The 13361-nt window shown below is 59.7% G+C and carries 10 protein-coding genes; 1 reads left to right on the top strand and 9 read right to left on the bottom strand.

What is annotated here, in order from left to right; all coding sequences use genetic code 11:
• The 9 genes from NLK58_RS13245 to NLK58_RS13205 all read right to left on the bottom strand — a co-directional run bounded on the left by NLK58_RS13245 (position 1) and on the right by NLK58_RS13205 (position 11268).
• The gene (locus NLK58_RS13245; protein WP_117618956.1) at positions 1–399 is read right to left on the bottom strand and encodes a F0F1 ATP synthase subunit I; all 399 of its coding nucleotides are present in this window, start codon (positions 397–399) and stop codon (positions 1–3) included.
• A 272-nt stretch (positions 400–671) separates the two neighbouring features.
• A complete protein-coding gene (locus tag NLK58_RS13240; RefSeq protein WP_117620396.1) occupies positions 672–1547 on the bottom strand; it encodes a ParB/RepB/Spo0J family partition protein in 876 nt (291 codons plus the stop codon).
• A 60-nt stretch (positions 1548–1607) separates the two neighbouring features.
• Positions 1608–2402, bottom strand: a complete 795-nt coding sequence (locus NLK58_RS13235) for a ParA family protein (RefSeq protein ID WP_117618955.1) — start codon at positions 2400–2402, stop codon at positions 1608–1610.
• 50 nt (positions 2403–2452) lie between these two features.
• The gene (gene rsmG, locus NLK58_RS13230) at positions 2453–3097 is read right to left on the bottom strand and encodes a 16S rRNA (guanine(527)-N(7))-methyltransferase RsmG (protein WP_341582806.1); all 645 of its coding nucleotides are present in this window, start codon (positions 3095–3097) and stop codon (positions 2453–2455) included.
• A 9-nt stretch (positions 3098–3106) separates the two neighbouring features.
• Positions 3107–4993 carry a tRNA uridine-5-carboxymethylaminomethyl(34) synthesis enzyme MnmG gene (mnmG, locus tag NLK58_RS13225; RefSeq protein ID WP_341580948.1) on the bottom strand — a complete coding sequence of 629 codons (1887 nt, stop codon included), beginning with the start codon at positions 4991–4993 and terminating at the stop codon, positions 3107–3109.
• 351 nt (positions 4994–5344) lie between these two features.
• The gene (locus tag NLK58_RS13220) at positions 5345–6643 is read right to left on the bottom strand and encodes an MFS transporter (protein WP_117620395.1); all 1299 of its coding nucleotides are present in this window, start codon (positions 6641–6643) and stop codon (positions 5345–5347) included.
• A gap of 40 nt (positions 6644–6683) precedes the next feature.
• On the bottom strand, positions 6684–9830 hold the full coding sequence (locus NLK58_RS13215; protein ID WP_117618952.1) for an efflux RND transporter permease subunit: 3147 nt from the start codon (positions 9828–9830) through the stop codon (positions 6684–6686).
• A gap of 3 nt (positions 9831–9833) precedes the next feature.
• The gene (locus NLK58_RS13210; RefSeq protein WP_341580947.1) at positions 9834–10928 is read right to left on the bottom strand and encodes an efflux RND transporter periplasmic adaptor subunit; all 1095 of its coding nucleotides are present in this window, start codon (positions 10926–10928) and stop codon (positions 9834–9836) included.
• Between the two features lie 52 nt (positions 10929–10980).
• Entirely contained in the window at positions 10981–11268 is a 288-nt protein-coding gene (locus tag NLK58_RS13205) for a DUF3833 family protein (protein ID WP_341580946.1), read from the bottom strand.
• Positions 11269–11511: 243 nt separating this feature from the next.
• Between NLK58_RS13205 and NLK58_RS13200 the strand changes: the two genes are divergently transcribed.
• Complete coding sequence (locus NLK58_RS13200) at positions 11512–13332, top strand: acyl-CoA dehydrogenase C-terminal domain-containing protein (RefSeq protein ID WP_117618950.1); 1821 nt, start codon at positions 11512–11514, stop codon at positions 13330–13332.
• Positions 13333–13361: the final 29 nt, after the last annotated feature.

Genomic DNA, 13361 nt, shown 5'->3' with positions numbered 1-13361 from the left:
TTAGCTTTGCTGCGTATTGCTGCCCGCCAGAAGCGGTGTCAACCAGTTGGTGACCAGCATGATCGCAAATGTTAGAAAAAGTGCCGCTACGTCGAGCGGCTGAATCCATTTGAACACCATCGTGAAAAGGATGGCGCACAGGATGAGCTTGCCGGCCTCACCCTGGTAAAAAGAGCTCATGATCTTTCTGGCAGACCGCGCGCCGGCGTAGCGGAATGCCTTGAACGCAAAATAACCATGGGGGATCAGAAAGATAAGTCCGCCCAGCAGCGCAGAATAACCGGCCACCTGGCCTCGCAAGAGAAACGCCAGGCTGACGACGGCAAGTATCACACTTTCTATTACAAACCATCGTGCGATGGGCGGGCGGCCGATACCCCCCGAAGCTGCCTTCGTCATGTTTGTCCCGAAAGTACGGTGCTTTTCGCCCGGTGCAGTTTAAAAAGTAAGCAAATACACCGATACGAGCGCCGCAGATTATATGTGTTCAATGTGCACGAATCAACAAAACCCGGTGCCAGCTGGCCCGTCAGAAGTGGCGTAATAACTGGGTTTTGGCAATTTTCGTCACAAATAGACGGCCGTTCAGTTTTTCACCACTACATGTTGTGTACATAACCAGATACGAACTTTCGTAGGGGGGTCGGAAGACCCACAAAAGCCCAACGATTTTATTTGATGTGGCCCAGAATGCCGTCGAGTTCGTCCAGGGAACTGTATTCGATCACCAGCTTGCCTTTGCCACGCTGGCCATGGTCAATGGACACTCGGGCTCCAAGCCGTTCGGCCAGATCATCCTGCAACGCCCGAATGTTGGGATCCAGCGCGCCTTTTTTCCGGGATTTACTGTCCGGCGTTTCCTGCTGGACCCGGCGCACCAGGGCCTCGGTCTGGCGAACGGACAGGGATTTCGCCACCACCTGTTTCGCCACCTGCATCTGCAATTCCGGCGCCAGGGTCAGCATCGCCCGGCCGTGGCCCATCTCCAGATCGCCATGCTCCAGCATGATACGGACATCTTCGGAGAGCCCGATCAGGCGCAGCAGGTTGGTAATGGTGGTCCGGGATTTGCCGACGGCTTCGGCAACCTGGGCCTGGGTCAGGCCGAACTCGTCCTGCAAACGCTGCAGGGCAAAGGCTTCTTCAATGGGATTGAGGTTTTCGCGCTGGATGTTCTCGATCAGCGCCATGGCGATGGCGGCTTCGTCCGGAACATACCGGACGATGGCGGGGATGCTGTCCAGACCGGCCATCTGGGTGGCACGCCAGCGACGCTCTCCGGCAATCAGTTCATAGCGGCCTTCGGCGATGGGGCGAACCACCACCGGCTGCATCACCCCTTGCTGACGAATGGAATCGGCCAGTTCCTGCAGGGCGGCCGGATCCATATCGCGCCGGGGCTGGAAGCGGCCACGCTGGATCAGGTCGACCGGGACTTCGCGGAGCTCACCGTCGTGGTCTTTCAGCTCCTGGTCCAGATTGACCCTGGAGCCCGCCAGCAGGGCGCCCAGTCCGCGTTCACCCAATCCTCGTTTCTTAGCCGCCATGGTGTCAGTCATTCTTCCCGTTGAAAATCGTTGTGCTTCAGTGAGTGACAGGGCGGTATGTTACACCGCAACCGGCGCGGATGTCTTTTTCGAGCCATGGCGGCGTACCATCTCGCCGGCCAGGGCCAGATAGGCGATGGCACCCTTGGAGGCCCGGTCGTATTTCAGCGCCGGCATGCCGTAGCTTGGCGCCTCGGCAAGGCGGACATTGCGGGGAATCACCGCACGGTAGACCTTGTCGCCGAAGTACTCGCTGAGCTGGCCGGACACATCCAGGGTCAGGCTGTTCCGCGGATCGTACATGGTCCGAAGGATACCCTCCACCTCGAGATTCGGGTTCACGGTCTCCTGGATCTGGTCGACGGTGTTCATCAGCGCGGCCAGGCCTTCCAGCGCGTAGTACTCACACTGCATCGGAATCAGTACCGCATCCGCAGCGGACAGGGCATTCACCGTCAGCAGACTGAGCGAGGGCGGGCAATCGATCAGGATGTAATCGTAGTTGTCGCGAACGGTATTGAGGGCAAGGCGCAGACGGTGCTCTCGGCCGATTTCGTTCATCAGTTCCACTTCGGCAGCAGTGAGATCGCCGTTGGCCGGCAGGATATCGAAGCCGGAAGCTTCTGCAGGAATGATGACTTCGGCGGCGCTGGCCCGTTTGGTCAGCATGTCGTAACCGGACCGTTCCAGGGCGTTCTTATCCACACCGCTGCCCATGGTGGCATTGCCCTGGGGATCCATATCCACCAGCAACACCCGGCGTTTGGTGGCGGCCAGGGAGGCGGCAAGGTTGACGCAGGTGGTGGTTTTGCCCACACCGCCTTTCTGATTGGTCACTGCAATCACGCGCGCCATGTCTTGCCTCCTTGTTTATGGGTTACCGGTTCAGAAACTCGACTGCCGAACTATCGCCAATTCTCTGCCCGGGCGATCACCAACAGATGGCGTTCGCCGTCGGCGCCGGGGACATCCAGGGAATGGCTGGATCTTACCTGCCAGCCAGCCGGAAGGGCCGCCACTTCATCATCCGGAAACTGACCTTTCATGGCAAGGAACTCACCCTCATTTGCCAGCAAATCGCCGCACCAGTTCACCAGATTCTCCAGCGCGGTGAAGGCGCGGCTGCTGATCCGGGTAAACGGTTCGTCAGGGCTACAATCTTCCGCCCGGCCGTGAATCACCTCGACGTTATCCAGGCCCAGCTCCAGCACACACTGATTAAGGAACCGGGTTTTCTTGCCGTTGCTGTCCAGCAGGGTAAACCGCTTTGCGGGCAGGGCGATGGCCAGGGGAATTCCGGGCAGGCCGCCGCCGGCACCCACGTCCAGCAGATGATCCGTGGTAACCCAGGGCAGGATGCTCAGGCTGTCCAGCAGCTGCCGGGACACCATTTCCCGCTCATCACGAACCGCAGTGAGGTTGTAGGCCCGGTTCCATTTGTTGAGCAGGCCAAGAAAGGCCAGCAGCTGTTGCTGTTGGCCGTCGTTCAGGGAGAGATCCATTGCCGCCAGCCCGTCCCGGAGCTGACCCTGCCAGAGCGTGTTGGTCATGGCCACGGATCAGGCGGACTGCTTGCGCAGCAGGTCGCGCTTTTTCAGATGCACCAGGATCTGGCTCACCGCCGCCGGGGTCACGCCCTGGATGCGGGAGGCCTGGGCCACGGTTTCCGGACGAACGGTCTGGAGTTTCTGCCTGATCTCGTTGGACAAGCCGCCAATCACGTCATAGTTCAGATCCACCGGCAGGGCGGTGTTTTCGTTCCGGCGTAAACGCTCGATCTCATCGGTCTGGCGGGAGATATAGCCTTCGTACTTGATCTCGATTTCCACCTGATCCGCCACCACCGGGTCTTCTGCCTGCTCAGCACCAATCTCGGCAATGTGGCTGTAAACGATTTCCGGGCGACGCAGCAGCTCCGCCAGGGACTGATCCCGGGTCATCGGCTGCTTGAGAAAGCCGTTGGCCCGCGCACCGGCTTCGGTGTTCGGATGAATCCGGGTGGCTTCGAGACGGCTGCGCTCGGTGGCAATGGCCTCACGCTTGCCATTGAATTTCTGCCAGCGTTCATCGTTCACCAGGCCCAGCTTGCGGCCGGTTTCGGTCAGGCGCAGATCGGCGTTGTCTTCCCGCAGGATCAGCCGGTACTCGGCACGGCTGGTGAACATGCGGTAGGGCTCGGAGGTGCCCATGGTGATCAGGTCATCCACCAGCACGCCCAGATAGGCTTCATCCCGGCGCGGGTACCACTCGTCTTTGTCCTGGGACCGCAGGGCGGCGTTGATCCCCGCCAGCAGACCCTGGGCACCGGCTTCTTCATAGCCGGTGGTGCCGTTGATCTGGCCGGCGAAATACAGACCCTGGATGAACTTGGTTTCCAGGGTGTGTCGCAGGTCCTGGGGGTTCAGGTAATCGTATTCGATGGCATAACCCGGCCGGGTTATGTGGGCCTTCTCGAACCCCGGAATCGAACGCACCGCCGCCAGCTGGATATCAAACGGCAGGCTGGTGGAAATGCCATTCGGGTACAGCTCGTTGGTGGTCAGCCCTTCCGGTTCCACAAAAATCTGATGCGAATCCTTGTCGGCAAAGCGGTTCACCTTGTCCTCGATGGAGGGGCAGTAGCGAGGGCCCACACCTTCAATGCTGCCGGCAAACATCGGCGAACGGTCAAAACCGCTGCGAATGATGTCGTGGGTTTCTTCAGTCGTGCGGGTGACGTAACAGCAGACCTGTTCCGGATGCTGACTGCGGCTGCCGATAAACGACATCACCGGAGCCGGGTCATCACCCCACTGCTCCTGCATCACCGAGAAATCCACAGACCGGGCATCAATCCGCGGCGGTGTGCCGGTTTTCAGGCGGCCGACATTGAACGGCAGTTCCCGCAGGCGTTTGGCCAGGGCGTTAGCCGGGGCATCGCCGGCACGGCCGCCGGCATGGTGTTGCATACCGATGTGGATAACCCCGCCGAGGAAGGTCCCTGTGGTCAAGACCACTGTCTTCGCGTTAAATCGGATGCCCGTCTGAGTGACGACACCGGTCACCTGATCGTTTTCCACAATCAGGTCGTCCGCCGCCTGCTGGAACAGGGTCAGGTTCGGCTGGCTCTCCAGGGTATGGCGGATGGCCGCCTTGTACAGTACCCGGTCCGCCTGGGCGCGGGTGGCACGGACCGCCGGTCCCTTGCGGCTGTTCAGCACCCGGAACTGAATGCCAGCCTGGTCCGTGGCTTCTGCCATGGCGCCGCCCAGCGCGTCGATTTCCTTCACCAGATGGCTCTTGCCGATACCACCGATGGCCGGGTTGCAGGACATCTGGCCCAGGGTCTCAATGTTGTGGGTCAGCAGCAGGGTTTGGCAACCCATGCGTGCAGCCGCCAGCGCGGCTTCGGTACCGGCATGGCCACCACCAATGACAATGACATCGAAACGGGTCGGAAAATCCACAGTTCACCTCGGAAATCGGGCTGAAAAAAAGGTATAAAAACAGGGCGGCGAGTATAACGCCTCACCTGGGAAAATGCAGTCGGAATGTGCAAATTTTAACCAGATAAAATCGCCATTGAAAGCCGGCTGGTTGTCACAGGGGGCCGGAAACCGCTTTTTTCACGATTCAGTGGGTAGTGGAAAACCGAAATTTCCGGCTTTTCATAGGCTTGGATTGCTCTTCTCAGAAAAGTTTTCAAGAAAGTTATCCACATGCAAGGCTACTTGTCAACCACCCAAAATAACACCTTAACCTATTGTTTTAATTAATATACATACAGGTAATCCAGAGTTTGTCCGTAGGTTGTCCAACTAATTATCCACAGAATGAGCCGCGGTTTTGCGCCGCAGCTGCCATACCACCACCAGAACCACCCCGTTCAGCACTGACAACAACAGGAAAAAGCCCGGAATGCTCACTTCAAGCAGGCCAAGGACTACAATCCCGGCCAGGGCACTCACCACCATGAACAGGGCGTTGATCACATTCAGTGCAGCGATGATCCGGGCGCGTTTGGTTCGCGGGGTTTCATGCTGGATAAAGGCATACAGGGGCACGATGAACAGACCGCCGCATACCCCGATGCCGGCCAGATCCAGCAGGACTCTCAGGTAAACCGGGTCGGTCACCAGGGTCCACCAGGTGGAGGCAACCGGATCGTCCGGCACCGCGAAGAACAGATCAATCCCCAGCAGACTCAGGCCAAGGGCGCCCCAGGGCACGGGGGCCAGGGTAATCCGGTGTTTGGTGAGCCGTTCGCACAGCATGGAACCGATGGCGATACCGATAGTGAACATGGCCAGCAGCAGCGTCACCACCGTTTCATCGCCCAGCAGACTGGTGCGGGCAAAGTTGGGAAACTGGGTCAGGTAGGCGGCGCCAAGAAACCAGAACCAGGAAATCGCCAGTACCGCCAGCAGAACCTGACGTCGCTCCGCCGCCACGATCATCAGATTCCGGGTTTCCAGCACCGGCCGGAAGCGAACCGTAATGCCGGAAACGTCGGGCCCGGTTGCCGGAACCTGGCGCGCCGCCAGGTACCCCAACACCGCCATCACCACCACGGCAATCGCCGTCAGCCTGGCGGCAGTCTCAAAACCCATCAGCAGGCCCGCGGCAATGGTGCCCAGCAGGATCGCCACGAAGGTGCCCATGCCCACCAGACCGTTGCCACCCACCAGTTCGTCGTCTGCCAGTACCTGGGGCAGGATGGCGTATTTTACCGGGCCGAAAAACGTGGACTGGGCGCCCATCAGGAACAGCAGGACCAGCAGCAGTTCGTACCATCCAAACCAGAGCCCGAGTGCCGCAACCGACATGATCACAATTTCCGCCAGTTTCACATTCCGGATGATCCGGGCTTTTTCATAGCGATCCGCCATTTCCCCGGCGATACCGGAGAACAGGAAGAACGGCAGTATGAACAGGAAGGCCGCGAGATTGACCACGACATTCACCGACAGGCCCATCAGGTCGCCGGCGCTGTAGGTAATCAGCAGCAACAGGGCGTTCTTGTACAGGTTGTCGTTGAAGGCACCGGAGAACTGGGTCAGGTAGAACGGCAGAAACCGGCGCTGACCGAGCAAACGGAACTGACTGTGTGTTGCCATGAAGAATCCTGTTTTGGTGCAGCTTGCAAGGCCGGCGCCCTCAGAAATCGTCAGCACGGTTCCGGGGTGCTGCTGCCAGCCCGGTGCCACCGGCCCGGCCTGCGGCCTGGCGTTCCAGTTCCTTTTCCACGGCGTTGGAGGACTGGGCAAACCGGGCCAGCAAGTTGTACAGCACCGGAATGATGAACAGGGTCAGTGTGGTGGCGAAGGTCAGGCCACCGAGAATCACCATCCCGATGGCCGCCCGGCTCTCGGCCCCGGCACCGGTGGCAATCACCAGGGGAATCGCACCGAACACGGTTGAGATGGTAGTCATCAGCACCGGACGGAACCGCAGGCAGGCACCCTCAAGAATCGCATCCCTCACCTCGTAGCCCCTGTCCCGGAGCTGGTTGGCAAATTCCACAATCAATATGCCGTTCTTGGCCATCAGCCCCAGCAACATGATGATTCCGATCTGGCTGTAGATGTTGAGACTGATCCCCGTCCACCACAACGCCAGCAGGGCACCGGTGACCGCCAGGGGCACCGAGAGCATGATGATCAGCGGATGAATCCAGCTTTCAAACTGCGCCGCCAGCACCAGGAAAACGATGACAAACGCAAGAGCGAAGGTGACATAAATCGCGGCGGAGGACTCCTGGAATTCCCGACTCAGGCCCCTGTAACTGACCCGCGCTTCCGGAGGTAGGTTATCCACAGCCAGGTTGTTCAGATACGTGAGGGCAGAGCCGAGATCGTAGCCGTCAGCCAGAGAGGCACTGATAACTACCGCCGGAAGCCTGTCAATACGGCGCAGGTCCGGATTGGCACCAATCTCTTGCACCGAAACCAGCGCCTGCAGCGGGATCAGGTTGCCACCCTCACGGGGCCGCAAAAAGATTTGCCCGAGGTCTTCCGGCGTCGCACGGTTGGCATCCTCTGCCTGGATGATGACATCGTACTCACGGCCACGGTTGAGGTAAGTGGTGACTTGTCGGGACGCCAACATGGTCTGGAGTGTCAGCCCCACATCCTCAATGGTGATGTCCAGATCGGCGGCCCGTTCGCGGTCAATGGAGACCCTCAGTTCCGGCCGGGTAAGTTCAAAATCCGTGTCGAGGTTCTGAAGATTCGGGTTTTCTCTGGCCCGCTCGACAATCTCGTCACTCCAGGCCTGGACCGATTCGTAGTCCGGGCCGGCAATCACGAACTCAACCGGCTGGCTGAATCCTCGCTGACCCAGACCCGGCGGGTTTACCGCCACAGTCCGGATACCTGAAACGTCAGCCAGCTTCTTTCTTATTTCACTGGCGACCTCTTGCTGCTTGATGTCCCGCTGCTCCCAGGGCACCAGGCCCATAATCAGGAACGCAGCGTCTTCTTCGTCCCGAAACCCGACGATAGCCAGCAGCCGATTGGCGATGCCCTCGTCCAGATAGGGAAGAAGCTGCTGCTCTACCTGGCGGACATAGTGATCAGTGTACTCGACCGTCGCCCCCCTCGGGGCGCTGGTGGGCATGATAATCACGCCACGGTCTTCCGTGGGTGCCAGTTCCTGGGGCAGCTTCGGAAAAACCACCACCGCAATCACCAGTCCGACCATGCCAATCCCCAGCAGCAGTCCGGGCTGGTTCAGGGAAAACTGCAGCAGCCTTCTATAACCGTTGGTAAGCCCGTTCAGGACTTTTTCACTGGCGGCCCAAAGACGGTGCCCCTCGGCCGATTCCGGGCTGTGCCTGAGCCACCTGGAGCACAGCATCGGTGCCAGGGTCAGTGCCACCAGACTGGAGAAAACCACCGCCGCCGCCAGGGTAAAACCGAATTCGGCGAACAACCGGCCGATGTTGCCCCCCATGAACGAGATGGGAACAAACACCGCCACAAGCGTCAGTGTGGTGGCAATGACCGCAAAAGCGACCTGTTTTGCGCCCCGGTACGCGGCGAGCAGAGGCGGCTCCCCCTCATCAATCCGGCGCTGGATGTTCTCCAGCATCACGATGGCATCGTCCACCACCAGGCCAATGGCAAGAATCACTGCCAGCAGGGTAAGAACGTTGATGGAGAATCCGAGAAAGCCCAGACCAATAAAAGCACCAATAACCGCGACCGGAATGGTCACCGCCGGAATCAGGGTGGCCCGCCAGGAACGCAGGAACAGGAAAATCACAAGGATCACCAGAGATACAGCGATCGCCAGGGTGGTGACCACCTCCTTTATGGAGGCCCGGATAAAGATGGATTCGTCGTAGCTTTCGGCAATGGTCACTTCCGGCGGCAGGATTTCCCGGATCTTCTCAAGCTCGGCCCGAACGGCATCGGATACCGCTACGGTATTGGCCTTGGACTGCCGGATAACGCCCATCCCGATGGCGGTCTGGCCGTTGGCACGCAAGCGACTGACATCGGACTCAACGCCCATCTGCACGTTCGCCACCTCACCCAGGCGCAGCAGATCGTTGCCATCCCGGCGAATCACCAGTTCCCGGAACTCCTCAACATTCGACAGACGCCCCTCGGCCCGAACCGTGAAATTGCGGGTGGAGGAATCCACCGAACCGGCTGGCAGCTCAACGTTATTGGCTCGCAACGCCCGCTCCACCTCCGCCACGGTGATTTCACGGGCAGCCAGCCGCTCCCGGTCAAGCCAGACCCGGATGGCATACCGGCGTTCACCGCCAATGCGGACATCGGCGACGCCGTCAAGAACCGACAACCGGTCTGCCAGCACGCGGTCGGCAAAATCACTCAGCTCGGCGCTGTCCCAGACATCACTGCGCAGGGTGACCCACATCATCGGCCGGGCGTCGGAATCTGCCTTTTGCACCACCGGGGGATCCGCTTCGTCCGGTAGCTGGTTGGCAACCCGTGATACCGCATCGCGCACATCGTTGGCGGCGATATCCACATCCCGGGAGGTGGAAAACTCGATACTGGTCCGGGACTCGCCCTGCTCGGTTGAAGATTCAATGGAACGGATGCCTTCAATACCACTGATCGCACCTTCAATCACCTGAGTGATCTGGGTATCCACCACCTCCGCCGCCGCGCCGGTGTAATCGGTGGATATGGACACCACGGGCGGGTCGATATCCGGGTACTCTCGCACCGGCAGACCCAGCAATGCCGCCAGTCCGAACACCACAATCAGCAGGCTGAGTACGGTGGCAAAAACCGGTCGCTTGATGGAAAGGTCTGAGAGAATCACGAATTATGACTCCCTGGCGGTAACAAAACGGTTATCGGGAATGGCCTTGTCATCCTCCAATACCCGAATCCGGTCACCGCTGCTGAGGCGGTCCTGGCCGGTGACAATGACCGGATCGTCTTCCCCAAGCCCACTGGCAATCTCGACCAGGCCCGGCATACGGGAACCCAAAATAACAGAGACCCGCCGGGCCACCCCGTCTTCCGCGACAAAAACATACTGTTCATCACCCCGGACCATCACCGCCTGCTCCGGAATCACCAGGGCCTGCCGTTCCCGAAGGGTGAGCGTGGCCGACATGAACTGACCCGGCCTGAGCAGCCCGTCCGGGTTATCAATCAGCGCGCGTACCGGCAACGACCGGCTCAGCTCACTGACCCGCGACCCAAGTTCAACCAGTTGTCCGGAAAATGGTCGGTCCGGATAGGCTGGGGACGTGCCCTTTACCTGTTGCCCGAGACTTACCTGGCCGAGAAAGCGTTCGGGAATCGAAAAGCCGAGCTCCATCCGATCCGTGGTGTCCAGGGAGGTTACCGTAGTTCCGGAGGTAATATAGGCGCCTACGCTGATATCACTCAGGCCGACCACGCCGGTAAACGGCGCTTCAATACGGTGATTTTCCAGACGGACCCGTGCCGACTGACGCTGGGCCTCGGCCACATCCACCGCTGTCCTCAGTGCATCCACCTGGGACTGGGAAATACTGTTGTTGGAGCGCAACCGCTGCGCCCGCTCATATTGCCGGCGGGCATCCGCCAGCTGGGCTTCGATCACCTGCAGATCGGCCCTGGCCTGGCGATCATCCAGGCGCAACAACACCTCGCCCTGCTCTACCCGGCGACCTGTCCCAAGATTCAGGGCCACGACCCTGCCGCTGAGTTCGGTAGTGAGTTCCACCGCGTTCAGGGCCTTCAGGCTGCCAACAGCCCTCACCACATCCTGAACCGTTTGCAGCCGTGGCAGGATCGTATTGACCGCACTGGCCGGACGCTCACCACCGTCCTGAGCTAGGGTGCCCTCGTCCAGCTTCTGGTAGATAACGGCGCCGCCGACAGCTAAAGCCACCATCACCAACGCAATCAACCACTGTTTCCACATAGAATTTCCAGGCTCTTCCCGGTTACGGTTTATCAGTTATTCGTTATCACATTTACCGGATAACAAGCACCACTTCACCCAGGGTTCCCACCCCGTCGTCATCCCAGGTAGCGGTAATGTCCGCATCAAAGGTGCGAATGACCTCCCCGGAAAAGTTCCTGACCACGCCACGGGCCGAAAGTTCGCCGGTGAAGAAGGCTTCAGGTACCAGTTCAGGGGTCCTGTCCGCGTAATCATCGAGCGATGGACCGGCGCAGCCGCTCAGCAGCAGAGCTGAAGCTACTATCCAGAGTATAGGTGCCGGTAGGCACTTCGAAATCACAGTTAGCAGGCTTTGCATGACTTTTACACTCCCTGATCGGTTTTTGGGATGGCATGGGTGCTGAGAGATACGCCGGCCCGGTCGGTAACGACCATTCCCTGAAACCACCGATGCCGGTTCCGTCAGTTCGGCCAATTGTCCGTTCTGACATTCCTGTCAGTGGTTTTCGTCAATGGCAGTGCCTGGGGAATGGCGTACAACAACAGAAACGGGCGGTTGTCGCCCCAGACTGATTCCGGGACAGATACAGAGGATTCCGCCATGCCGGTTTACAAGGCGCCCCTGCGCGACATGAAGTTTCTGCTGAACGAAGTGTTCGACTACCCGCGCCATTACGCAACTCTGGCCAGCGGTGAAAGCGCCACGCCGGACATCGTGGAAGCCATACTCTCTGAGTGTGGAAAATTCTGCGAGCAGGTACTGAGCCCCCTGTATCTCTCGGGAGATGAAGAAGGCTGCAAGCTTGAGAATGGTCAGGTAACCACACCGGCAGGCTACCGGGAAGCCTATCAGCAATACGCCATGGCTGGCTGGCAGGGGCTCTCGGCCCCGGAGGAATTTGGCGGCCAGGGTCTGCCCGCTTCCATGGGCCTGCTGAAACAGGAAATGATGGGCACCGCCAACTGGCCGTTTTCCATGTATCCCGGTTTGTCCCTGGGCGCCATGAACACGATTTTCCTGCACGGCTCGGACGACCAGAAACAGACCTACTTGCCGCCACTGACGGAAGGACGCTGGGGCGGCACCATGTGCCTGACCGAGCCCCAGTGCGGCACCGATCTCGGACAGGTGAAAACCAAAGCCGAACCCCAGGCCGATGGCAGCTACCGGCTCACCGGCACCAAGATATTCATCTCTTCCGGCGACCACGACCTGACCGGGAATATTGTTCATATCGTGCTGGCCCGACTGCCGGACGCGCCGAAAGGAACACGGGGTATCAGCCTGTTTATCGTTCCCAAGTTCCTGCCAGACAACGAGGGTGGCCCAGGCAAACGCAATTCTGTGGTGTGCGGCAGCCTGGAAAAGAAAATGGGCATAAAGGCCTCCGCCACCTGCGTGATGAATTTCGACGAGGCTACCGGCTTTCTGATTGGGCCGGAGAACGAAGGCCTGAACTGCATGTTCACCTTCATGAACACCGCCCGCATCGGCACCGCGATTCAGGGTGTCGGGCCCGCGGAGCTGTCCTATCAGTGGGCCCTGGCCTACGCGAAGGAGCGCCGCTCCATGCGCGCGCTCTCGGGCAAGAAGGAACCGGACCAGGTAGCCGACCGCCTGATCCACCACGCCGATGTACGCCGGATGCTGCTCACCCAGAAGGCCATTGCCGAGGGCGGACGGGCGATGCTCTACTACGCCGCCCGTCTGGCGGATCATATGGTGGAGGGCTTTACCGATGGGGATCACAAAAAGGCGGAGAAGTACGACGACAAACTCGGTTTCCTCACCCCGATCCTCAAGGGTTTTCTGACCGAACTCGGTTACGAGGCGGCTAACCTGGGCGTGCAGGTGTTCGGCGGCCATGGCTATATCCGTGAACATGGCATGGAGCAGATTGTCCGGGATACCCGCATTGCCACCCTGTACGAAGGCACCACCGGCATCCAGGCCCTGGACCTGCTTGGCCGCAAGGTCTTGCTCATGACCCGGGGCGGCGCGGTGCGTGAATTCACCCTGAACATTGCCAACTTTGCCCGCAAGCACCTGACCGATAAACGGCTGCGGCCCTATGCCCTGGAGCTGCTCAAGCTGACTGGCCAATGGAATCTGCTGACCGTGCGGATCATGCTGGCCGCCCGCAAGGACCGGGATGTGGTCGGCTCCGCCGCCTACGATTTCCTGATGTACAGCGGTTACGTCACCATGGCCTATATCTGGCTACGCCAGGCCGCCGTGGCTGTGGCTAGGCTCGATAGCGGCGGCGAGGAATCGGCCGGGTTCTACCAGGCCAAGCTGGCCACCGCCGAGTTCTATTTCCAGCGGTTGTTGCCCCGGGCCCAGAGCCACGGGGCCAGCATGCTCAGCCCCAGCAAGAACCTGATGCAACTGGATGCCGAGGATCTGGCCTTTACCGGATAAGCTCTCCAGACGAGGGAAGTCGGCTGGCT

Origin of the sequence: Marinobacter metalliresistant (assembly GCF_038098645.1) — a bacterium.
In the GTDB taxonomy this organism is placed as follows: domain Bacteria; phylum Pseudomonadota; class Gammaproteobacteria; order Pseudomonadales; family Oleiphilaceae; genus Marinobacter; species Marinobacter metalliresistant.
The sequence above is the reverse complement of the archived record's forward strand: the minus strand, read 5'-3'. Positions and strand labels throughout refer to the sequence as shown.